Annotated in this window: 21 protein-coding genes; 10 read left to right on the top strand and 11 right to left on the bottom strand. The window is 74.2% G+C overall.

The window, feature by feature from the left end:
• Nucleotides 1-55: 55 nt before the first annotated feature.
• Nucleotides 56-559, bottom strand: coding sequence for a MarR family winged helix-turn-helix transcriptional regulator (locus tag Pdca_RS08750; protein WP_232021476.1), 504 nt, complete (start codon nt 557-559; stop codon nt 56-58).
• A 118-nt stretch (nt 560-677) separates the two neighbouring features.
• Between Pdca_RS08750 and Pdca_RS08745 the strand changes: the two genes are divergently transcribed.
• Nucleotides 678-2,030 carry an MFS transporter gene (locus Pdca_RS08745; RefSeq protein ID WP_232021475.1) on the top strand — a complete coding sequence of 451 codons (1,353 nt, stop codon included), beginning with the start codon at nt 678-680 and terminating at the stop codon, nt 2,028-2,030.
• 49 nt (nt 2,031-2,079) lie between these two features.
• Here Pdca_RS08745 and Pdca_RS08740 read toward each other — a convergent pair whose 3' ends face one another.
• On the bottom strand, nt 2,080-3,516 hold the full coding sequence (locus tag Pdca_RS08740; RefSeq protein WP_125911328.1) for an MDR family MFS transporter: 1,437 nt from the start codon (nt 3,514-3,516) through the stop codon (nt 2,080-2,082).
• A 252-nt stretch (nt 3,517-3,768) separates the two neighbouring features.
• Here Pdca_RS08740 and idi point away from each other — a divergent pair, with 252 nt between their 5' ends.
• From idi to Pdca_RS08725, 3 genes are all read left to right on the top strand, one after another.
• Complete coding sequence (idi, locus tag Pdca_RS08735; protein WP_085913715.1) at nt 3,769-4,308, top strand: isopentenyl-diphosphate Delta-isomerase; 540 nt, start codon at nt 3,769-3,771, stop codon at nt 4,306-4,308.
• A gap of 27 nt (nt 4,309-4,335) precedes the next feature.
• The gene (locus Pdca_RS08730; RefSeq protein WP_211286621.1) at nt 4,336-5,334 is read left to right on the top strand and encodes a small ribosomal subunit Rsm22 family protein; all 999 of its coding nucleotides are present in this window, start codon (nt 4,336-4,338) and stop codon (nt 5,332-5,334) included.
• 155 nt (nt 5,335-5,489) lie between these two features.
• On the top strand, nt 5,490-6,071 hold the full coding sequence (locus Pdca_RS08725; RefSeq protein ID WP_085913717.1) for a hypothetical protein: 582 nt from the start codon (nt 5,490-5,492) through the stop codon (nt 6,069-6,071).
• Nucleotides 6,072-6,087: 16 nt separating this feature from the next.
• Here Pdca_RS08725 and Pdca_RS08720 read toward each other — a convergent pair whose 3' ends face one another.
• Nucleotides 6,088-7,104 carry a CobW family GTP-binding protein gene (locus tag Pdca_RS08720; protein ID WP_085913718.1) on the bottom strand — a complete coding sequence of 339 codons (1,017 nt, stop codon included), beginning with the start codon at nt 7,102-7,104 and terminating at the stop codon, nt 6,088-6,090.
• Nucleotides 7,105-7,148: 44 nt separating this feature from the next.
• Between Pdca_RS08720 and Pdca_RS08715 the strand changes: the two genes are divergently transcribed.
• Nucleotides 7,149-8,138, top strand: a complete 990-nt coding sequence (locus Pdca_RS08715; RefSeq protein WP_085913719.1) for a carbohydrate kinase family protein — start codon at nt 7,149-7,151, stop codon at nt 8,136-8,138.
• Nucleotides 8,139-8,372: 234 nt separating this feature from the next.
• On the opposite strand, the gene Pdca_RS08710 is transcribed toward Pdca_RS08715, so the two are convergent.
• Nucleotides 8,373-9,524, bottom strand: coding sequence for a glycoside hydrolase family 16 protein (locus tag Pdca_RS08710; RefSeq protein WP_125911327.1), 1,152 nt, complete (start codon nt 9,522-9,524; stop codon nt 8,373-8,375).
• Nucleotides 9,525-9,904: 380 nt separating this feature from the next.
• Here Pdca_RS08710 and Pdca_RS08705 point away from each other — a divergent pair, with 380 nt between their 5' ends.
• Nucleotides 9,905-10,357, top strand: coding sequence for a cupin domain-containing protein (locus tag Pdca_RS08705; RefSeq protein WP_085913721.1), 453 nt, complete (start codon nt 9,905-9,907; stop codon nt 10,355-10,357).
• 37 nt (nt 10,358-10,394) lie between these two features.
• On the opposite strand, the gene Pdca_RS08700 is transcribed toward Pdca_RS08705, so the two are convergent.
• The 7 genes from Pdca_RS08700 to Pdca_RS08670 form a co-directional block, all read right to left on the bottom strand.
• Entirely contained in the window at nt 10,395-11,438 is a 1,044-nt protein-coding gene (locus Pdca_RS08700; protein ID WP_085913722.1) for a PHP domain-containing protein, read from the bottom strand.
• A gap of 10 nt (nt 11,439-11,448) precedes the next feature.
• Nucleotides 11,449-13,032, bottom strand: a complete 1,584-nt coding sequence (locus tag Pdca_RS08695) for a CYTH and CHAD domain-containing protein (protein ID WP_125911326.1) — start codon at nt 13,030-13,032, stop codon at nt 11,449-11,451.
• Between the two features lie 55 nt (nt 13,033-13,087).
• On the bottom strand, nt 13,088-14,593 hold the full coding sequence (locus Pdca_RS08690) for an FAD-binding oxidoreductase (RefSeq protein ID WP_085913724.1): 1,506 nt from the start codon (nt 14,591-14,593) through the stop codon (nt 13,088-13,090).
• 184 nt (nt 14,594-14,777) lie between these two features.
• Nucleotides 14,778-15,866 carry a pyridoxal-phosphate dependent enzyme gene (locus tag Pdca_RS08685; protein ID WP_232021474.1) on the bottom strand — a complete coding sequence of 363 codons (1,089 nt, stop codon included), beginning with the start codon at nt 15,864-15,866 and terminating at the stop codon, nt 14,778-14,780.
• On the bottom strand, nt 15,863-16,789 hold the full coding sequence (locus tag Pdca_RS08680) for a GHMP family kinase ATP-binding protein (protein ID WP_085913725.1): 927 nt from the start codon (nt 16,787-16,789) through the stop codon (nt 15,863-15,865). Before Pdca_RS08680 ends, Pdca_RS08685 begins: the two co-directional genes overlap by 4 nt.
• Nucleotides 16,786-17,595, bottom strand: a complete 810-nt coding sequence (locus Pdca_RS08675) for a Rossmann-like domain-containing protein (protein ID WP_174824343.1) — start codon at nt 17,593-17,595, stop codon at nt 16,786-16,788. Before Pdca_RS08675 ends, Pdca_RS08680 begins: the two co-directional genes overlap by 4 nt.
• Nucleotides 17,592-18,320 carry a class I SAM-dependent methyltransferase gene (locus Pdca_RS08670; RefSeq protein WP_085913726.1) on the bottom strand — a complete coding sequence of 243 codons (729 nt, stop codon included), beginning with the start codon at nt 18,318-18,320 and terminating at the stop codon, nt 17,592-17,594. The genes Pdca_RS08675 and Pdca_RS08670 overlap by 4 nt, the downstream gene beginning before the upstream one ends.
• Nucleotides 18,321-18,425: 105 nt before the next feature.
• On the opposite strand from Pdca_RS08670, the gene Pdca_RS08665 reads away from it, so the two are divergent.
• The 4 genes from Pdca_RS08665 to Pdca_RS08650 are packed head-to-tail and all read left to right on the top strand — an operon-like array spanning nt 18,426 to nt 22,454.
• On the top strand, nt 18,426-19,457 hold the full coding sequence (locus Pdca_RS08665; protein ID WP_085913727.1) for a FecCD family ABC transporter permease: 1,032 nt from the start codon (nt 18,426-18,428) through the stop codon (nt 19,455-19,457).
• A 5-nt stretch (nt 19,458-19,462) separates the two neighbouring features.
• Nucleotides 19,463-20,242, top strand: a complete 780-nt coding sequence (locus Pdca_RS08660) for an ABC transporter ATP-binding protein (protein WP_085913806.1) — start codon at nt 19,463-19,465, stop codon at nt 20,240-20,242.
• Between the two features lie 23 nt (nt 20,243-20,265).
• Nucleotides 20,266-21,249: an ABC transporter substrate-binding protein gene (locus Pdca_RS08655; protein WP_174824342.1), complete on the top strand. Its 984-nt coding sequence runs from the start codon at nt 20,266-20,268 to the stop codon at nt 21,247-21,249.
• Entirely contained in the window at nt 21,246-22,454 is a 1,209-nt protein-coding gene (locus Pdca_RS08650) for an MFS transporter (protein WP_232021473.1), read from the top strand. The genes Pdca_RS08655 and Pdca_RS08650 overlap by 4 nt, the downstream gene beginning before the upstream one ends.
• Nucleotides 22,455-22,498: the final 44 nt, after the last annotated feature.

Genomic DNA, 22,498 nt, shown 5'->3' with positions numbered 1-22,498 from the left:
TCCCTCGCACGTCAGCGATATCAGGATCCTTGATAGCAAGGATCCTGATAAAGGGTCAAGCGTCGAGACCCTCGTCCGCAGGAGGGGGGTCGATGTAGCCGTCCGGCTCGGTCAGCGACTCCAGACAGCGCTCCAGCGTGATCGCGAAGGCCGCGGCCTCGCCGTCCTCGAGGCGCGCGAGCATCCGTCGCTCCACATGACCGGCGGCCTCGTGACAGGCAGCGAGCATCCGTTCACCGTGTTCGGTCAACCAGACCCGCAGGATCCGCCGATTGGCGCTGTCCGCCCGGCGCTCGATGAGCTGGTCGCGTTCCATCCCCGCGACGAGCTGCTGCATCGCCTGCGGAGTCACGAAGTGTCTACGGGCGAGCTGCGCGGAGGACAGGCCGCCCCGGCGTTCCAGCACGCTCAACGCCGTGTACTGGCCGAGTGTCACCCCGAGCGGTCGCAGCCGTTCCTCGAGACGAGCTCGCTCCGCCATCTCCAGACGCTTCACCAGATAGGTCAGTCGCTGACCCCGCCGCCCGGTAGGCGCGGCCGGATTTGCCGGTTCAGTCACACCACACAGCGTAACGGCACTCGACTGAATGACAATCTCCTTGCTATAAAGCTACTTGTCATATCCGAGGGTTCCGTGCGGACCGGCGCCCGGGACCGACGACACTCAGGGAACTGCAATGACGCAACCCCGGTTCTCCCGCGGCCAGCGACGCCGCGCCGTGCTGTCGAGCTACCTCGGCAGCATGATCGAGTACTACGACTTCCTGCTCTACGCGACCGCGTCGGCGGTCGTGTTCAACCAGGTGTTCTTCTCCGACCTGGATCCATTGGTCGGCACCGTCGCCGCATTCGGGACCCTGGCCGCCGGTTACATCGCACGGCCGATCGGCGGCATCGTCTTCGGACACTTCGGCGACCGGGTCGGCCGCAAGAAGATGCTCGTGATCAGCATGGTCATGATGGGTGTCGCGAGCACCCTGATCGGCCTGCTGCCCACCTACGACCAGGTCGGCGCGCTCGCCCCGATCCTGCTGGTGTTCCTGCGGATCGTCCAGGGCATCGCGGTCGGTGGTGAGTGGGGCGGCGCGGTCCTGATGTCGGCCGAGCACGCGTCGTCCCGGCGCGGGCTCTGGGCGAGCTTCACCAACGCCGGGGCGCCGAGCGGCATGGTGCTGTCCACCGTGGTGCTGGCATTGTTCGCCGCGATCTCCGGGCCCGAGGGCTTCCTCGTCTGGGGGTGGCGGATCCCGTTCATCCTGAGCGTGGTGCTGCTGGCGATCGGCCTGTTCGTGCGGCTCTCGGTCACCGAGACGCCGGTGTTCGCGGCCGCCGCGGCGAACAAGCCGGCCCGGCCCCCGCTGCTGGAGGTGCTCCGCAACCACCCGCGCAATCTGGCGCTCGCGGTGGGCATCGGCTTCGGCGCGTTCATCGCACAGGGCACCCTGACCACGTTCCTGATCTCCTACGCGGTGCAGGCCGGTTTCGAGCGACAGACGGTGCTGAACGCGCTGACGCTCTCCTCGGTCGTGGCGATCGGCGGCATCATCGGGTTCTCGGCACTGTCCGACGTCGTCGGACGACGGCCGGTGGTCCTCGGCGGTGCGCTCGCCACCGGAGCCTGGTGCTTCGCGGTGTTCCCGATGGTCGACACCGGATCGGCGGTGCTGCTGACGATCGCCGTCGTCGTCGGGCAGGGGATCACGCACGCCGCCTGGTTCGGGCCGTCCGCGGCGCTGTACTCGGAGCTGTTCTCCACCGGGTCCCGCTACACCGGGGCCTCGATCGGCTATCAGCTCTCCGGGCTCGGCGCCGGGCTCGCACCCGTCACCTTCGCGTCGATCATGGCGGCGGGCGCCGGACCGGGCACCATCAGCGTCGTCATCGGTGTGTTCGCACTGGTGTCGGTCGGATCGGTGCTGGTGCTCTCGGAGACCTCGCGCGGCGGTCTCGCCGACACCCGCGACGCCGAGCCGGACGGCGACACCGAGAGCGGCCGGGCCGGCAGCGCGGGCGGGACGAGCAGGCCCTGACGACTCCGCGGGCGGGCCGGTAGCACAGCAGCGCCGGCCCGCCCGCGGCTCAGGCGGTGGTCGCCCGCTCCGGGGCCCGCCCGACGAACATCGCGAACACCAGCACGAGCAGCGACACGAACGCCGCCGTGAGGAACGCCGCCTGCACCCCGGCAGCGTCCACCCCGGCACCGGCCGAGGCCAGCGTCATCACGGTGATGAACAGCGCGGTCCCCGCGGCACCGGCCACCTGCTGCAGCGTGGTGAGGATGGCGCTGCCGTGCGAGTACAGCTCGCCGGGCAGCGCACCGAGCGCGTCGGTCATCAGCGGGGTGAACATCAGCGCCAGCGCCGCCGACAGGCCGATGTGCAGCACCACGACCAGCCAGATCGGGGAGCTCGCACCGAGCGTGGTGAACCCCCACATCACCGCACTCAGCAGCAGCGCACCCGGGATCACCAGCCGGCGCGCCCCCAGCCGGTCGTAGGCGCGGCCGACGAACGGCGCGAGCAGGCCCATCACCAGCCCGCCGGGCAGCACCACCAGGCCGGCCACGAACGCGGTGTCGCCGAGCACGTCCTGGATGTAGAGCGGCAGCAGGATGATGGCGCCGAACAGCGACATGAATCCGACGGCGACCAGCACCACCGCGACCGTGTACTGCCGGATCGCGAACGGTCGCAGGTCGAGCAGCGGCGCGGCGGTGCGCTGCAGCCGGATCTGCCGATGCACGAACACGGCCAGCGCGAGCACACCCACGACCAGCGGCACCCACGGCGGCACACCTTCGCCGTCGCCACCGGTGGCCGCCGACTCACCGATCGCGGACAGGCCGTAGACCAGCCCGGAGAACGCGACCGCGGAGATCAGCACGGACAGCACGTCCAGCGGGGCCTTCGAGGTCTCGGCGGTGACCCGCAACCAGAGCGCCCCGGCCGCCAGCGCGAGCAGTGCGATCGGCAGGACCAGCCAGAACATCCAGCGCCAGCCGAGCGCGGAGAGGATCACCCCGGACAGCGCCGGCCCGATCGCGGGCGCCACCGCGATGACGATCGAGATGGTGCCCATCGTCTGCCCGCGGCGCGAGGCCGGGACCAGCCGCAGGATCGTCGTCATCAGCAGCGGGATCATCACCGCGGTACCGGTGGCCTGCACGACCCGCCCGGCGAGCAGCACCCCGAAGGCGGGCGCGACCGCGCACAGCAGGGTGCCCGCGCTGAACAGGCTCATCGCCGCCAGGTAGACCGAGCGCGGCGGGAACCGCTGCAGCAGATACCCGGTGATCGGGATGACCACGGCCATCGTCAGCAGGAAGCCGCTGGTCAGCCACTGGGCGGTCGCGGCGGTGACACCGAGGTCGGCGATCAGCACGGGCAGTGCCACGCTCATGATCGTCTCGTTCAGGATCATCACGAACGCGGAGCCGACCAACAGCGAGATGATCAGCGGTGCGCCCGCCGGGAGCCGTTCGGCCCCGGCGGGCTCGGTGCTCGGCTCGGTCGTCACGGCGGGTGGCCTCCTGTGGTCGGGCGCCGGGTCGGAAGGTGCTCGACCGCGGCGAGGTCGGTGCGGTGGAATCGAGTCAACACGAGACGGTCCCGGGCGGCGACCGGATTCGCGCTGCGCGAAGTCGCCCACCGCTCGATGCACGACCGGAGGATGGCACGCGGGTACGACAGTCTCGTGGCCGCGGGCCGCCGCGGGTGATCCGGCACCGCCGCCGGGCCCGCACCGGGGTGGTCGGGTAGACAGGAGCACATGGAACAGGTCGTGCTGCTCGACGACGACGGCAACCCGGTCGGAGTCGCCGACAAGGCGACCGTGCACGGCGCCAGCACCCCCCGGCACCTGGCGTTCTCCTGCTACGGGGTGGACGATGCCGGCCGCCTGCTGGTCACCCGCCGGGCCCGGAACAAGGCCGCGTTCCCGCTGGTCTGGACGAACACCTGCTGCGGGCATCCCGCGCCCGGCGAGGACATGGCCGACGCGGTGCACCGCAGGCTCGACGAGGAGCTCGGGATCCGGGCCACCGAGTTGCGGCTGGTGCTGCCCGACTTCAGCTACCGGGCGTCCCAGGACGGGATCGAGGAGAACGAGCTGTGCCCGGTGTTCGTCGCCCGGATCGCCGGTGCGCCCGATCCCCGGCCGGACGAGGTCGAGGACCTGCGGTGGTGGAGCTGGGACCGGTTCCGGGCCGCCGCGGATGATCCCGGCTCGGGCCTCTCGCCATGGGCCCGGCTGCAGGTCCCGCTGCTCGACGCGCTCGACGACCCGTTGCTGGCGGCCGCGCGCGGCTGATCGCGCCGGACTGGTGTGATGGTCGGTGTGAGTCCCGCGCCCGAGGCCCCCGCCACCGATCTCGAGGCCGACCTGGCCGCGGCGCTGGACGCCGCGCTCGATCCGGTCCCGGCCGGCCGGCTGGCGCCGGTGGTGGACCGGCTGATCCGCGACTACCGCAGCGGTTCCGTGCCGACCGCCCCGATCCTGCGCACCGGTGACGACGCCGCGGCCTACGCCGCCTACCGGATGCCCGCCACGCACGCCGCCGTGCTCGACGTGTTCCGCCGGGCCGCGGGCCGGGTCCCGGACCCGGCCGGGCTGCTCGATCTCGGCGGCGGCACCGGCGCGGCCGTCTGGGCAGCGGCGCAGACCTGGCCGTCGCTGCGCCGGGCGACGGTGCTGGAGGCGGCCGCCCCGGCCCGCGCGCTCGGCGCGAAGCTCGCCGCCGGGGCCGGTGCCCCCGCCGTGCGGGACGCGCGTTGGGAGCCCGCGGTGCTGGGGACCGGCACCGAGCTCGCACCGGCGGATCTGGTCACGGCCTGTTACCTGCTCGGTGAGCTGCCGGGACCGGTCCGGGACGCGCTGGTCGACGCCGCGGCCCGGGCCGCCCCGGTGGTCGCCGTCGTCGAGCCGGGCACGCCGGCCGGGTACGCCCGGGTGCTCGCGGCGCGGGCGCGGCTGGTCGCCGCCGGGATGACGGTCGTGGCGCCCTGCCCGCACTCCGGCGGCTGCCCGGTGACCGGCGACGACTGGTGCCACTTCGCGGTCCGGGTGAGCCGCAGCTCGCGGCACCGGGCCCTCAAGGCCGGTTCATTGGGTCATGAGGACGAGAAGTTCTCCTACGTCGTCGCGACCCGCTCGGACACCGATGGAGCCGCGTCCGGACGGGTGATCCGGCATCCGCAGTCCCGGAAGGGCTTGGTGACGTTGCGTGTCTGTTCGACCGACGGATCACTGCGGGACACCCCCGTTCCGCGCAGCCGCAAGGAGCTGTTCCGGGCCGCTCGCGACACCGCGTGGGGGGACCCGTGGCCGCCCGCCTGAGCCCCGCGGACGGACGTGACGGGGCACACACCTGTGATCCACAACATTTTCGTTGTGAACCTGTAACACGCACCGGCATCGTGGGCGACTGACCGGGCGCGACGGCCATCCAGTGGGCCGCGAGCAGTGACTTCACTAGTAGATCGAGCACGACCATGGCAGACACCCCCACCGGTGCCTTCACCGATCGCCTCCCCACTCTCGTCCGCACCCGCGACGGTTACCGGGTGCACGACCCGGCGCTCGTCGCCGACACCTCGTACGTGATCGACGACGCGGGCGATCTCGTCTTCACCCGGGTGCCGGCCGGCGCGATGACCGGCGGCGCGGTCATCACCTCACTCGTCGTGGCCGTCACCACGGGTGACGACAGCTGGACCTGGTCGATGCTCACGTTCCTGATCGCGCTGCCGGTGTCGTTCGCCGCCGCGATCGCCGTGCTGTCGGTGATCCACGCGGTGACCGATCCGGTGCGGGCCTACCGGGCGCGGTTCGGGCACACCCGGTTCGCGGTCGACGTCACCGAGCGGGGCTCGGCGGAGTGGCGGCTCTGCGCCATGGCCGAACGGCTCGCCGCGAGCCGGTCCTGGCAGGCCGGGCGGATCGATCCGGACCGTGCCCTCGGCGGCCTGCTCTGGACGGCCGTCGGCGACGGGGACGGCTCCGCCGCCGGGGCCGGGCAGGCGCTGCACGCCCTCATCGAGCAGCCGACCGGACCGGATCTCACCGCCGTCTGAGCGTGCGCCGTCGCGGTCACACCGCGTAGCGGGCCACCGGGAGCAGCGCGTCGGGATCGCGGCGGTCGCCCTCGCCCGCGATGCAGGCGCGCAGCGACCGTTCCAGGGCGTCCTCGTCGAGGCCGGTCCCGATCAGAACGAGCGTGGTGCGGCGCGGCTCGCCCGCGTCCCACCGGCTGCGGTGGAACCGGACGTAGCGCCCGACGGTGTGCAGGTCCCAGCGCTCCCGGGCCGGGGCGGCCGCGAACCGCACCGAGCCCTTGATCCGGTACAGCCCGGACGGGCGGGCGTCGAGCAGGTCCTGCAGCCGGCCGGCGTCCAGCGGCTCGTCACAGAGGAACGTCACGCTCTGGTAGCCGGCGTGCAGGTGAGCGGCGTGGTCGCCGGCGGCGGGACCGTCGCGCACCTGCTCGCCGAGCATCAGCTGGCGCCCGGGAACGATCTCGATGTCGAACAGCAGCGCCGGATCGATCATGCCGTCGCGGACCGGGACGATCGGTGCCCGCGGGTTCGCCTGCCGGCAGAGCCTGCGCACCCGCCACAGCGGGCCGGGCCCGACCCGGTCGATCTTGTTGAGAACCACCAGGTCGGCCATCCCGACGTGCCGGTCCAGCTGCGGATGCTGGCGGCGGGTGCTCTCGAACTCGGCGGCGTCGACCACCTGGACGAGGCCGCCGAAGCTCAGGTGGCTGCCCAGCGCGTCGAGCACCAGCTGCACCAGCGTGCCCGGCTCGGCGATCCCGCTGGCCTCGATCACGACCACGTCGATCTCGTCCCGGCGCCGGGTGAGGTTCTCCAGCACCTCGGCGATGCCGCCCTCGCCGATCTCGCAGCACAGGCAGCCGTTGCCGAGCCCGACCACACCGCCCGCCTGGCCGGCCAGGCGCATCGCGTCGATCCCGACCGAGCCGAAGTCGTTGACGACCACGCCGATGCGCGCGTCACCGCCCGCGATGAGGAGGTGGTTCAGCAGGGTCGTCTTGCCGGCTCCGAGGAACCCGGCCAGCACCACGACCGGGATCTTCCGGGGCACCCGACATGAGTACCACGCTGTGCGATCGTGGCAGAGTTCCCCCTATGCGCGACTCAGCTGACGGAGGCCCGCCCCGCGGGACGATCGCCGTCGCCGGTGAGGCCATCGTCGACATCGTGCCGGCCGCTGCGCGGGGCTATTGGGAGTTCGCCCCCGGTGGAAGCCCGGCGAACGTGGCGGTCGGACTGGCCCGGCTCGACGTCTCGGCCCGGATGCTGGCACGGCTGGCCGACGACCTGCTCGGGCGCCGGCTGCGCGACCACCTGACGGTGAACGGCGTCGATCTCACACACGCCGTCGAGGCGGACCAGGCGTCGTCGCTGGCGATCGTCGAACTGGCCGACGACGGCCAGGCGTCCTACGACTTCCGGGTCGACGGCACCGCCGACTGGCAGTGGACCGCGGACGAGCTCTCCGGCGCGCTCGACGACGGCCCGGCCGGTCCGGTCGTGGCCGTCCACTCGGGTTCGCTCGCGCTCACCACCCCGCCCGGCGCGGAGGTGCTGCGGGAGCTGATGGCGACCGCCGTGGACACCGCGACCGTGAGCTACGACCCGAACTTCCGGCCGCTGCTGATGGACTCGCCGGCCGAGGTGCTGCCCGGGGTGCACGAGCTGCTCGGCCTCGCCGATGTGGTGAAGGTCAGCGAGGAGGACCTCGCCTGGCTGCATCCCGGCCGCGAGCCGGGCGATGTCGTCGGCGAGTGGCTGGAGCTGGGGCCGGCGGTCGTCGTCGTCACGCTGGGGGCGAACGGGGTGCTGGCCGGTACCGCGTCCGGCCTGCACAGCGTGCTGCCCGGCCGGAAGGTCGACGTGGTCGACACCGTCGGTGCCGGGGACAGCTTCTCCGCCGCGCTGCTGGCCGGGCTGCACCGGCGCGGGCTGCTCGGCGCGACCGCCCGCGAGGAGCTGTACCGGATCGACCGGGCCGCGCTGGACGGCGTGCTCGGCGAGGCCGTCACCGCGGCCGCGATCACCTGCTCGCGGCACGGTGCGGACCCGCCGACCCGGGCCGAGCTCGACGCCGAGGCCTGAGTTCGGCACGGGGCCGGGCCCGGCTCCTCGGCTCGACAGCGGAGCCTGCGCTCGGCTCCAGGGGCTGCGCTCGGCTCCAGGGACTGCGCTCGGCTCCAGGGACTGCGCTCGGCTCCAGGGACTGCGCTCGGCTCCAGGGACTGCGCTCGCCACCGGGGACCGGGCTCGACACCGGGGCCGGGCTCGACACGGGGCCGGGCTCGACACCGGGGCCGGGCCGCGCGCCCACCGCCGCTACTCGCCGGCCAGCATCGCGTCCTGGGCCTGCTGCTCGTCGGGCGTCAGCTCGCGCGGCGCCCGCTCCGGGTAGTCGCGCGGCTGACCGGTCGCGTTCGCCCCCGGCGGGAGGCTGAGCGTCGCGGGCTCGCTCTCCGGGATCGCCCACTGGCTCGCCCAGTCCATGTGCATCGCGGTCGGGCCGCCCGCCGGCGGGAAGTAGTCGAGCTGCATCGTCATGTTCATCGGGCGCGGCGGGAAGTGGTCGGTGGTGGTGTTGGTGTACCACTCCTCCCCGTCGACGTAGGCGGTCATCTTCTCGGGCGTCCACTCCAACGCGTAGGCCGACCACTGGGTGGAGTCGTGCTGCGTGGCGCCGTAGTCCTGGTCGTTGTTCGGGCCGTAGTGGAGAAAGAAACTGGTCTCCTGACGGTCGTCGGAGAGGACCTCCATCCAGTCGATCTCGCCGCCGACCGGGAAGTCCTCGGCCACCGGCCAGAGCAACAGCAGCGCGTTGAGCCCACCGCTCGCCTCGTCGGACTTGACGCACGCCTCCCAGCGGCCGTGCCGCTGCCCGGGGTGCCAGCTGACCGCGCCGGTGGTGCCCTCGGCGTCGGCGTTGATCGACATGACGCCGTCGGCGACGGTCACCGCGTCCGGGGTGCGGATGCCGTTCTTCGCGTGACCGGGCTCGGGGCCGTAGGGGTGCCAGTCCGGCGGGACCTCGTCGCTGCCCTCGAAGTCGGAGTGCCGGTCCGGCTCGCCCCAGCCGTGCTGCTCGGCGGCGGTCGCCGAGCACTTCGACGGTGACGCGGCGGGGTCCGGCTGGGCCGGGTCGGGCTGCGTCGCTCCGGGCTGGGCGGCTCCGGGCTGGGCGGTTCCGGACTGGGGCGGATCGGACTGGGGCGGATCGGACTGGGCTGGATCGGGCTGCGCCGATCCCGGCTGGGCAGATCCGGGCTGGGCTGATCCAGGCTGCGCGGCGGACGGCCGCTCGGTGTCCGGCCGGCCCGGATCCGGACCCGGGTCCTCCTGGCTCACCGCGGCCTGAGCTGCCGACGCGGCGGGGGCGCCCACCACGGTGGTCGCCGCCGACACCGCCACCGTCGCGGCCAGCACGGTCAGCGCCGCCAGGCCGGTCCTCGTCCTCGTCCGCGTCCTCGTCCGCACCGTGGTTCACTCCCGTCCCTCGCGTTACCGTCCGTCCCATCAGACGAGCGGACGGTGAACGGGGCCAGCGGAAACACCCGTCCGAGCCTCCCCCGATCAGGGCGACGTGCACCCACAGTGAGATCACCCCCCACGTAGCACACGCGGAGTAGTCCCCCGCCGCCCTCCGCAACTGTTCGCACGGGTTCGTGGCGTTCGCATGGGATCGGACCTCGTGCGAACGCAGCGATCCCGTGCGAACCCTGCAGGGCGGCTCGCAGGGCGGCGCGGCGCAGCTGCGCGCGGTGCGGACTGCGCGGTGCCGACTGCGCGCTCCCTGCGCGGTGCGGATTGCGCGCGCCCTGCGCGGTGCAGGGCCCGCGCGGTGGGAGGCTGGGCCCGTGTCGCGTCCTGATGTCGCTGTCGCGTTGGATCTCGCACCGCATCCTGAGGGCGGCTGGTACCGCCGCACCTGGGCCTCGCCGCTGACGATCGACACGCCGTACGGGCCGCGGCCCTCGGCGACCGCGATCCTGTACCTCTTCGACGCCCCGGGGCGCTGGCACCGGGTGCGCTCGACCGAGCTGTGGTGCTGGCACTCCGGCCCGGACGCCGAGCTGCTCCTCGCCGGTGACGCCGACGAGCCCGGCGCCCCGGCCGCGCTCCGGCTGGGGCCACCCAGCGTGCCGGACATCGACGGCGATCCGGCAGGTGCGCCTGTGCCGGACGTGCTGCCGCAGCGCGAGGTCCCGCCCGGGGTGTGGCAGCGGGCCGTCCCGCTGGGCGACGATCCGGTGCTGGTCAGCTGCGTGGTCTCCCCCGGCTTCGACTTCGCCGACTTCGAGATGCGCTGACCCCGGCGCGCCGGCACAGGCCGTCCCCGGCCCCGGCTCAGCTCCCCAGCAGTCCCGCCGCGTCGCGGGTGTTGCGGACCCGCTCCGGCGGCACCCCGCAGGCCACCGCCCTGGCGCAGCCGTGGTCGAGCCAGTCGAGCTGGCCGGGGGCGTGCGCGTCGGTGTCGATGGTGAAGTCACAGCCCGCCTCGACGGCGAGACGCAGCAGCCGCTTCGGCGGATCCAGCCGCTCCGGCCGCGAGTTGATCTCGACGGCCACCCCGTGCTCGGCGCAGGCGTCGAACACCCGGGGCGCGTCGAACTCGGACTCCGGGCGCTTGCGGCGGCCGGTGACCATCCGGCCGGTGCAGTGCCCGAGTACGTCGACGTGCGGGTTCGCGACCGCGGCGAGCATCCGCTCGGTCATCTCCGCGCGCGGCATCCGCAGCTTCGAGTGCACGCTGGCCACCACGACGTCCAGCCGTGCCAGCAGCTCCTCGGACTGGTCGAGTCCGCCGTCGTCGAGGATGTCGACCTCGATCCCGGTGAGCACCCGGAAGCCGGACCCGGTGGCCCCGATCCGCTCGTTCAACGCCGCGACGTCGTCGAGCTGGTGGCGCAGCCGCTCGGCGGAGAGCCCGTTCGCCACGGTGAGCCGCGGCGAGTGGTCGGTGACGACGAGGTAGTCGTGGCCGAGCCCGATCGCGGTCTCGGCCATCTCGGCGAGCGGCGAGCCGCCGTCGGAGGCGTCGGTGTGGCTGTGGCAGTCCCCGCGCAGCGACTCCCGCAGCCGCTGCGCGGCGTCGGCCAGCGGGACGCCGTCGGCGTCGGCCCTGGCCACCGCGTCCTCCAGCCGGCGCAGGTACACCGGCTCCTCACCGGACACCGACTCACCGACACAGCGCGCGGTGACCTCGCCGACGCCGCGCAACTCGGTCAGCCCGCCGGAGGCGTGCAGCCGGCGGAGCTCGTCGGGGTCCCGGCCGCGCAGCGCGGCCGCCGCCGTGCGGAACGCCCGGACCCGGTAGGTCGACTCACCGGCCCGTTCCAGCAGGAACGCGATCCGCCGCAGGTCGGCCACGGCGTCGCGGGGTTCGCTCACCCGGGTCAGGCTAGCCGCGCATCCAGCGCCGGGCCCGCGACGTCCACACCTCCTTCCAGACGCCGGGCAGCCGCCGCTCCAGCTCCAGCATCCGGGCGGTGTCCCGGCCGTGCAGCACCCCGAAGGTGAAACCGTTGCCGTTCTCCGCGCCGGCGCGGGCACCGAGGGTGCGCAGCAGGTCCCGGGAGACGACGACGTCCTGGTGGTCGCCCAGCACCCGCTGCACCCGCTTGAGCCGCTTCGCGAACCGCCGCGCGTCCGAGCCGGCGACCGGCCGGATCACCTCGGTGGCGTACCGGAGCTGCTTGCCGGTCTTGCGGGCGTCGTGCAGCGACAGCGGCGCCACCTGACCGGCCTCCAGGTCGCCCAGTGCGCGTTCCATCCGGCGGTCCAGTTTCCGGGCGGTGCGCCCGGCCATCGCGGGCATCGTCCGTCCGGCCGGGCGCTCCGCCCGCGAGGACAGCGGCGGATCGGCCAGCAGCCTGCGCAGTGCGCCCTTCAGCGCGGCGTACCGCTCGCCGTCGACGACCTCCAGCACGGCCGCACCGGTCTCGGCGCGGGTCCGGGCGAAGTGCCGGGTGACGGCGGCCTGCACCGGCCCGAGCAGCAGCTCCGGTTCCAGCTCGGCGAGCCGGGCGTCGAGGCGCTCCTGCTGCACCTCGGCGTCCCGCTCCCCGGCGAGCGCACGCCCCAGCCATTGCAGCTCGGCGATCAGGTGCGCCGCCCGGGGGCCCTCCAGCAGCCTGCGGTAGGTGCGCAGGGCGCTGCGGGCCCGCCGGGCGGTGACCCGCATCTGGTGCACCGCGTCCGGCACGTCCTCGCGCAGGTCCCGCTCCCAGGCCGTCAGCGTGTCGACCTGCTCGCCCAGGTAGCCGAGCAGCACCGCGCCGGCGCTGCCCCGCCGGCCGGTCCGCCGCGGCGGCTCCGCCGCGCCGGAGACGGCGAGCAGCTCGCCGAGCCGGCGGTGGGCGATGCCCGGTCCGCGGCTCAGTCCGGTGCTGCGCAGCGCCTCGTCGAGCTGCTGCAGCAGCGCCGTCGGCGCGGCACCGGGGCGTACGACGGTCTCGGTCCAGCTCTCCACCGCGGTGGACGCGCCGAGGGTGGCGACCCGGACCTGGTCGCGGCGCAGCAGCGCCAGCTCGCGACCGGCGGCGTCGTGCAGCTGCTCGACGGCCCGCACCACGTGCACCCGGCCGACCGGGCCCAGCACCCCGTCCCCGCGCACCCGCCGGACCAGCAGATCGATCTCGTCCGGGACGCACCCGGTGTCGGCACCCTCCACCTGCGGTTCCGGCAGGTCGATGCGCAGCTCGTCATCGGGCTCACCGTCCGGGAGCCGCAGCACCCAGGCCGCGGTGCCGGGCCGGGGGCTCGCCCGGTCCGGCACGACCCGTTCGACGACGAGTTCGATGCCGGCGGCGGACAGCCGCAGATCCGGGGTGTCGAAGCGCTCGTGCTCGCGGACCTCCGCGTCGGTCACCGTGCGGACGCCGTGCAGCCCGGCCAGACCGGTCAGCCGGGGCGCCCCGGTGTGCGCGGGCCCGCGGTACGCCAGTTCCTCGGAGGGTGCGCTGGTCGTGCGGGTGTCACTCATGCCATCGGGGTTCCCGGCGACCACCCGGAGTAGTCGCCGCCATCCGGGGGATCGCTCAGACGGCCTTGCCCGGGTTGAGGATGCCGTGCGGATCCAGCGCCGCCTTCACCGCGCGCTGCATCGCCACCACCCGCGGACCCAGCTCGCGCTCCATGCCGTCCCGCTTCAGCAGACCCACACCGTGCTCACCGGTGACCGTGCCGCCCAGCTCGACGGCCGCGGAGATGATCTCGTCGAACGCCGCGCGGGTGCGGTCCCTGGCGGCCGGATCGTCGTGCGGGGTGAGCATCAGCGGATGCAGGTTCCCGTCGCCGGCGTGCGCGACGGTGGCGATCCGGACGTCGAGCCGGCGGCCGATCTCCTCGATCCTGGCCAGCATCTGCGCCATCCGGGTCCGGGGTACGCAGACGTCCTCGGTGAGCATCCCCATCCCGAGCTGTTCCAGTGCCGGGTAGGCCATCCGGCGGGCGGCGAACAGCGCGTCGGCCTCGGTCGGGTCGGTGGAGGCCATCGCGTCGGTCGCGCCGTGCTCGGTGAAGGCGGCGAGGATCGCATCGGCCTCGGCCGCCGCGGCCGGTTCGGGCAGGTCGGTCTGCGCGAGCAGCAGCGCCGCAGCCCCCTCCGGCAATCCGGCGTTGCGCCAGCGGTTGACGGCGGCCAGGCACTCCCGGTCCACCAGTTCGAACACGGCGGGCTGCAACCCGCGTTCGGTGACGGCGGCGACCGCGGCCCCGCAGTCGGCGAGCGAGTCGAAGAACCCGACCACGGTGCGCGGCGCCGCCGGACGGGCCGGGCGCAGCTTCACCGTCACCTCGGTGATGACGCCGAGGGTGCCCTCCGAGCCGACCATCAGCCCGGCCAGGTCGTAGCCCGCAACGCCCTTCGCGGTGCGCCGCCCGACCCGCACCACCTCGCCGTCGGCGGTGACGACCTCGAGCGCCAGTACGTAGTCGCGGGTGACGCCGTACTTCACGCAGCACAGGCCGCCCGCGTTGGTGGCGACGTTGCCGCCGATCGTCGACCAGGGCGCCGACGCCGGGTCCGGTGGGTACCAGAGGCCCTGCGCGGCGCAGGCGGCGCGCAGATCGTCGTTCACCACCCCGGGTTCGACGACGGCGAGTCGCTCCCCCGCCGAGATCTCCCGGATCGCGGTCATCCGCTCCAGCGAGAGCAGCACGCATCCCTCGACCGCGTTCGCGCCGCCGGACAGGCCGGTGCCCGCACCGCGCGCGACCACCGGGACCCGGTGCCGTGCGCAGGCGGCGACCACGGCGGCCACGTCGGCGGTGCCACGGGCCCGGACCAGGCACAGCGGGGTCCCGTGCTCGGCCCACTCGGCCTCGTCGTGTACGTAGGGCCGGACGGTGTCCGGGTCGGTACGGACCTGGTCGGCGCCCAGCACCCGCGACAGCTCGGCGAGCACCGCCCGGCCCGCCGCGTCCGGGTCCGACGGGTGCAGCTCCGCCGGGCCGGTCGAACCGCCGAACGGCCTGCCCTCCGGTTCGACGACCACGGGTGGGCCATCGGGGAGGTGGTCACCGACGGGTTCGCGCTCGGACATGCCGGTGACGGTAGGTCCCGCCGCGGCACCGGGCCAGCGCTCGCCCCGCGCTCTCACCCCGCGCAGACCGGCGCACACCGTGCAGCCCGGGATCGGGATCCGGCGCGGACCGAGCCGGACCGGGCCGATGGAGCCGGACCGGAGGCGGTGGGACCGAACCCGGACCGGCGCCGGCCGCAGCAGGTCAGCCCCGGCCGGGGTGCACCCCGGCCGGGCGTGCCCGCGGGGCCGGGATCGCGGCGTCCGGCCCGGGTACCGCCGCGGGCGGTGCCGGCGCCCCGGCCCACTCCATCCGCGACCACGGCAGTGCCAGCTCGGCGGTGTCGCCGACCGGGTGCGGTGCCAGGTCCTCGACCGGTTCGGCCTCGGTGTGCCGGGCGAAGACCCCGCCGACGTAGCGGTGTCCGGTGTCGGGCGCCACGAACAGCACGGTGCGGTCCACGTCCAGGCTCCGCTCCCAGCAGGCCGCCAGGTGCGCCGCGCCCGCGGACAGCCCGGCGAACACCGCGTGCCGGCGCAGCAGCGCCACCGAACCGGACAGCGCGGCGCCGAAACCGGTCCAGTGCACGACGTCATAGGCGGCGTGCTCCACGTTGCCGAACGGGATGGAGCTGCCGATCCCGGCGATGATGATGTCCGGATCGGCGACGTGCTCGCTGCCGAAGGTGACGCTGCCGAAGGGCTGCACCCCGACCAGCCGGGTGCGCCGGCCGGGCGGGTCGGCGGCCCGCAGGTAGCGGGCCAGCGCACCGGTGGACGCCCCGGACCCGACCCCGCCGACCACCGTCAGCGGGACCGGGCCGAGCGCGTCGCGCACCGTCTCGGCGACCGGCCGGTAGCCGAGCTGGTGCACGTCGTCGTGGTACTGCCGCATCCAGTGCAGCCGGGGATCGGCGGCCAGCAGCGCGTGCACCCGGGCGACCCGCCTGCTCTGGTCGAGCTTGAGATCGTCCGACGGGGGCATCGGGTCCAGTCTCGCGCCGAGCAGCTCCAGCTGGATCCGGACCGCGTCGTCGACGGTGGTCGAGCCGACGACGTGGCAGCCCAGCCCGTAGCGGTGACAGGCCAGCGCGAGCGCGATCGCGTAGATGCCGCTGGAGGAGTCCAGCAGGGTGTCGCCCGGCGCGATCCGGCCGGTGTCGAGCAGGTGCCGGACGGCGGCGTCGGCGCTGAGCACCTTCATCGTCTCGAACCGCAGGCAGTAGAGGCCGTCGTCGAGCCGGATCAGATCCGGCCGCCCGACGGCGTCGGCGACGTGCTCCACCGCGCTCACCGGCGCAGCCCGGCCACGACCGGGGCCACCGGTACACCGGTGCCGACCGTGAACGGCCCGGTCGACGGCAGGCCCGCGGCGCGCAGCGCCCGGGTCGCCCGCTCGACCACCCGCCCCGGATCGGGGCCTGCCGGATCGACGATCAATCCGGCGACGCTGCCGCTGTGCGCGATCTGCACGCCCAGCACCCCCGGGACCTCGGCCGCCCCGAGCAGCCGGTCGAGCTGGTCGTCGGTGCGGTGCAGCCGGGCACTGCGGGTGGCGACGGCGGCCACCTCCGCGGGATCGGCCCGCAGCAGCCCCGCACGCAGCCGGTCGCGCAACTCCTCGTAGGCGTCGACGACGCCGTCCGGCGGGATCGCGGGTTCGGCCGCCGGGGTGTCGACCGGGCGTCCGCCGTCGAGCAGGCAGCCGAGCACCAGCAGCGGCGGCAGCGCCGGCCCGAGCACCTCGACCACGACGCCGTCACGCTGCGCGAACAGCCGGGTGGCCGGGTCGTCGAACATCAGCGGATCGCTGGCGCCCTCCGCCGCGACCGCGATCCGGGCCACCGTGCGCGGATCGGGCACGATCCCGCAGGCGTCCGCGACCGCGCGCACCGCGGCGACGACGTCGGCGGTGGACGAGCCCATCCCCAGCCCGGTCGGTACCGGCCCGGCCAGCCGCAGCCGGCCACCGGCGGGGCCACCGGGCGGGGCGATCGCCCGCAACGCGAGCTGCGCGGCGTGGGCCGCCTTGGTCCGGCCGCGCGGGTGCACCGTCACCCCGACCGGCTCCGGGTCCGGCCGGAACCGGGCGTGCACGCCCGCGACCGGCGACGGCAGCGTGACCAGGCCGGGCCGGGGCCGCCCGCCCGGGCCGCGGAAGAAACCCTGGAGCAGCTCCCCGTGATGGCAGCTGCCGTACCCGTGGCCGGTCCTCACCGGCCCGTCCGGTACCGGTACAGCGCCGTGGCGTCCGCGCTGAACTGGGAGAACGGGAACGGCTCCGCGGACAGTGCCGCGATCCCGTCACCGAGGAACGCCCGCGCCACCGCGGCCCCGGTCTGGGCGTAGACGGTGAGTGGAACGCCCCGCTCACCGCAGCGCGCGACGATCCGGTCGAACGTGCCGTTGGCCAGCGTCATCCCGGTCGCGACGACCGCGTCCGCGGCGTCGATCACCTCGTCCGCGGAGTCCGACACCGGGTCGTCCCACTGGGTGCGCCGCAGATCCAGGTCGCACGGCAGGCACTGCGCTCCGCGCTCCCGGATGGCCGCGACCAGCGGGTTCACCACTCCGATCAGCGCCACCCGGGCCCCGGCGGGCACGTCGAGCAGCCCGGCGACGGCCGCGTCCCTGGCGAGCGCCCGCGTCTCCGGGGTCCCGGCGGGGAGCTCCACCCGCTCGGCAGCGGGGTCGGTGGCGAACGGGCGGGCCGCGGCGAGCCGGGCGTCCAGTGCAGCGATCCGGACCGGGTACGGCTGCCCGGGCGCCATCAGCTCGGCCAGCGGGAGCCCGGAGAGGTCCTGGCAGGCGACCGGATCGAGCTCGCCGGCGCGCACCGACGCCGCCCCGAACGCCCGGCCGCACCGCACCAGCACGTAGTGGTTGCGGTAGGTGACCGGACCGCCGGCCAGCCGGGTCCCGTGGCCCAGCCAGAACACGCTGGTGGCGGTGTCGCCGTCGGGCAGCGGGTCCCCACCCCCGGTGAGCGCCTCGTCCAGCAGGTCCGCGACGGCCCGGCTCACCGCGGAGCCCCGGGCCGGGTGAAGCGGAACAGGTGGGTGAGCACGCCGTCGCCCCAGTCGTGGCGCAGCGCGAGCTCGGCGGCGAACCCGGATCGCTCCGCCGCGTCGACCAGCCCTGGCAGATCGGCGGTGTTCGAGGCGATCACGAAGACCTCCGCGCCGGGGGCGAGCACGTCGCGCCCGGCGAGCTGGGCGAAGAACCGCTGCAGCAGCGGGACACCCTGGCAGACGTTGCGCACCACGTCCGGATCGTCGGCGACCGGGACGCTGACGGCGGGCGGATTGAAGGTCACGACGTCCACACCGATACCTTCCGGCACGCCGTCCAGCAGGTCGGCGACGACCCCGGTGCAGGCCTCGCCACCGGCGAACCGCCGGTGCTGCCGCACGGCGGTCTCGACGCTCGCCGGATGGACGTCCACCGCCCAGGTGTGCGTGGCCCCGCGGAGCCCGGCCGCGACGACCTCGATGCCGAGCCCGCAGCCCATCGCCAGGTACCGGCGTCCGCGCGTCTCGATCTCCCCGGACAGCACCCGGTCCGCGATCATCGCGCTGGTCAGGCCGGGCTTGAACACCCCGGGCGGGACGTCGAGCTCCAGTCCGTTCCAGCTGTGCGAACGCGTCGTGTGCAGCGTGCCGTCCGGCCGGTTGAGCTCGGCGATCCGGGTGGCGGGCAGCGGTGGTGGGAGCTCCCGCGGCGTCACGGGAACGGATGAGGTGGTCATGTTTTAACGACTATCATTATCATTACGGTCGTGCAACGGTGACCGGCGGTACAGGCCGCCGCTCTGGCCGTTCGCTCGTCCGGCTGATAAACACTCACGATAATCATGTTCATCAAAGGTGCCCTCGGGCTCTCCGCCGCGCTGCTCGTGTCGATCGTCCTGGCGATCGGACTCGGGCCCGCACCCGTCCCCCCGGCCGACACGCTCCGCTATCTGGGCGCCGCGCTCGCCGGCGGCACGATCACCCTGGACGAGCTGCCGACCTACGAGATCATCTGGCAGCTCCGCACCCCGCGGGTGCTGCTCGCCGCTGTGGTCGGCGCCGGTCTGGCCGCGGTCGGGGTCGGGGTCCAGGCGCTGGTGCGCAACCCGCTCGCGGACCCGTTCGTACTGGGGATCTCCTCCGGTGCCTCGGTCGGTGCGGTGACCGTGATGGTGACCGGCGCGCTGGCCTTCGCCGGGATCCACGCGCTGTCGGTCGGAGCGTTCCTCGGCGCGCTCGCCGCGGCCGCGCTGGTGCACGCCGCCGCCCGCCGGCGCGGGCCCGCCGGGACCAGCCCGCTGCGCCTGGTGCTCACCGGGATCGCGCTGGCCTACGCCTTCCAGGCCGTGATGGCCCTGCTGATCTACCTGGTGCCGCAGGGTGAGGCGACCTCCACGGTGCTCTACTGGACCCTCGGCGGCTTCGGCGCCGCGACCTGGGAGTCGCTGCCGGTGGTCACCGTGGTGGTGCTGGCCGGCATGGTGTTGCTGCGGGCCGGGGCCCGCGATCTCGACGTGCTCGCGCTCGGCGACGAGACCGCCGCCAGCTCCGGTGTGGACACCCGCATCCTGCGCAGGCGGCTGTTCGTGCTCACCTCGCTGATGACCGGCTCGATGGTCGCCGTCTCCGGGGCGATCGGGTTCGTCGGGCTGATCGTGCCGCACCTCGTCCGGATGGTCACCGGGGCGGTGCACGGCCGGGTCCTGCTGCTCGCACCGCTGGTCGGTGCGGTGCTCGCGGTCTGGGTCGATCTGCTGGCACGGACCGTCGTCGCACCGCGCGAGCTACCGCTCGGCGTGGTCACCGCACTCGTCGGCGTCCCGGTGTTCCTGGTGCTGCTGCGCCGCCGCGGCTACGTGTTCGGCGGGGTGTGAACCCGATGGGTCTGGAACTGAAGGGGATCTCGGTCGTCGCCGGCGGCCGGGAGATCGTGCGCGAGTTGTCGCTCGACGTCGCGACCGGCACCGTCGTCGGGCTGGTCGGGCCGAACGGCAGCGGCAAGTCCACCGCGCTGCGCTGCATCTACCGTGCGCTGCGACCGGTCCGCGGCACCGTGCACCTCGACGGCCACGACCTCGCCGACTCCGGCCTGCGCGAGAACGCCCGCCGGATCGCCGCGATGACCCAGGACCACGGCTCCGATCTCGACTTCACCGTCACCGAGCTGGTCGCACTCGGCCGTGCCCCGCACCTGGCCGGGCACCGCTCCCCCGGCCCGGAGGACGAGCGGATCTGCGCCGAGGCGATGGCCAGGGTCGGCGTCACGCACCTCGCCGGCCGCGGGGTGCTGACGCTGTCCGGCGGCGAGCGCCAGCGGGTGCTCGCCGCCCGCGCACTGGCCCAGACACCCGAGGTGCTGGTGCTCGACGAGCCGACCAACCACCTCGACATCGCCCACCAGCTCGGCCTGCTCGCCGCGCTGCGCGACGCCGGGCTGACCGTGCTCGTCGTGCTGCACGACCTCAACCTCGCCGCCGCGGTCTGCGACCGGGTCGGGGTGCTCGACGACGGCCGGCTGGTCGCCGCGGGCAGCCCGGAGCAGGTGCTCACCCCGGACCTCGTGCAGCGGGTGTTCGGGGTGCACGCCGACGTCGTCGCACACCCGGTGACCGGCGCACCCCGGCTGCTCTACGCCCTGCCGGCCCCCCACTTCCCCTGATCACCCCCACCCTGGAGGCCCCCGTGCGGACCACCCGCGCCGTCCCGTTGCTGCTCGCCACCCTGCTCACCGCCACCGCCTGCGGCGCGCAGGTGGGCGACGCCGATGCCGCGGCCACGACGACCGTCCCCCGCTGCGCCCAGTCGGTCGAGTACCGCGAACCCCGCAGCGCCGTCGCCTACGAGGGCGGCAGCGCCGACAAGCTGTTCGCGCTCGGACTCGCCGACAAGGTCCGCGGCTACGTGATGCCACCGGCCAACCCGCCGGTCACCGAGTCGCCGTGGGCCGAGGACTACGCGAGCGTCGAGATGCTGTCCGACGACCTGCTCAATCGCGAGCTGGTCGTCGACGCGGGCGCCGATCTCGTCGTCGCCGGTTGGCGGTCCGGGTTCAGCGACGAGCGTGGCATCACCCCCGAGCTGCTCGACCGGCTCGGCATCCAGAGCTTCATGCACACCGAGACCTGCTGGAACTACCCGGGCTTCGCGCAGCGGGTCACCCCGATCGAGGGGCTCTACGAGGACATGCGCCGGCTCGGGGACATCTTCCGGGTGCCCGATCGGGCCGACGCCGTCGTCGCCGACATGCAGGCCAGGGTCGCCGCGGTCGAGGCTGCCGCGCCCCGGGTGGATCCACCGCCGTCGGTGTTCCTCTACGACTCCGGCACCGACCGGCCGAACAGCGCCGCGAACCAGGTGCCGCCGAACGACATCATCCGGCTCGCCGGTGGCCGCAACATCCTCGACGACATCGACGGCCGCTGGACCGACGTCGGCTGGGAGACCGTGGTGGAACGGCAGCCCGAGATCATCATGATCCTCGACTACGGTGACCAGTCCGCCACCGAGAAGATCGACTTCCTGAAGTCGCTCCCGACCCTCCGGAGCGTTCCGGCCGTGCAGTCCGACAACTTCTTCGTGCTCGACTACAACGAGGGCATCTCCGGCCCGCGCAACATCGACGGCCTGGAGCGCTTCGGCGGCTACCTGCGGGAGCTGCGCCGGTGACGGCGCGGTCGGTGCTCCGCGAGCCCGCCTTCCTGCGGCTGTGGACCGGGACGACGGCGTCCGGCCTGGCCACGTGGGCGTTGCCCTTCGTGCTCGGCCTGGCCGTCGTCGACGGCTCGGTCACCGCGGTCGGGCTCGGGCTGGCACTCGGGGTGCGCACCGCGGGGTTCCTCGCGGCCGTCCCCGTCAGCGGGGTGCTGGCCGACCGGTACTCCCGGCGGGCGACCGTCGGCTGGTCCGGTGCCGCAGCCGTGCTCGGCTCGGTCGCGGTCGCCGGCGGGCTCGGCGGGCCGCTCTGGCTGCTGCTCGCCGGATGTGCGCTGGCCGGTGCCGGCCAGGGTGCCTGCCGGCCGGCGTTCCAGGCGCTGGTCGTCGAGGTCGTCGACGCCGACCGGCGACAGCAGGCCAACGCGGCCATGACGTTCTCGGTGCGGGCCAGCACGCTCGTCGCCCCGGCCCTGACCGCGCTGCTGGCGACCGCCGCCGGGGTGCGGGTGATCGCACTGGTGATCGCAGCGCTCTGGGTCGTCGCCGCGGCGTTGCCGCCGCGCGGCCTGCGCCGACCGGCACCCGCCGGTGCCCGGCCGGGTTTCGTCGCGGAGTTCGCCGAGGGGATCGCCGAGGCCCGGCGGCACCCCTGGTTCCTGGCCGGGCTGGGCGCGCTGACCGCGGTGATCGCGACCGGGTACTCCGCGACCGGGGTGGCGCTGCCGCTGGTCAGCCGGGACACCTACGGCGGCGCGACGGTGCTCGCCGCCGCGCTCACCGGCTACACCGCCGGCGCGCTGCTCGGCGCCGTCCTGGTCTCCCGGTGGCGGCCGGCCGCCCGCGGCTGGACCGCGCTGGCCGGGCTCGGGGTCTACGCACTCGCCCCCCTTGCTCTGCTCACCCCGCTTCCGGTGTGGGTCGTGGTCGGGGCCTACGTGATCTGCGGGATCGGCATCGAGCTGTTCAACGTCCCGTGGTTCACCGCGGTGCAGCGCGAGGTGGATCCGGCGACCCTGGCCCGAGTCTCCTCGCTGGACTTCCTGCTCTCCTACGGCCTGGCCCCGCTCGGGCTCGCGCTGATCGCACCGGCGATCGCCACCTTCGGGGTGCAGCCGGTGCTGCTGGCCTGTGCCGCGGTGTGCGTGCTCGCCCCGGCGCTGGCCGCGCTCGCCCCGGGTGCCCGGCGGTTCTCCCGGGAGCCTGCGACGACGCCCTGAGGCCGTTCGGCCGCGCCGCCCGCCGGCCGGCGCTGCTGCCCGGC

Origin of the sequence: Pseudonocardia autotrophica (genome assembly GCF_003945385.1) — a bacterium.
Taxonomy (GTDB): Bacteria; Actinomycetota; Actinomycetes; order Mycobacteriales; family Pseudonocardiaceae; genus Pseudonocardia; species Pseudonocardia autotrophica.
The sequence above is the reverse complement of the archived record's forward strand: the minus strand, read 5'-3'. Positions and strand labels throughout refer to the sequence as shown.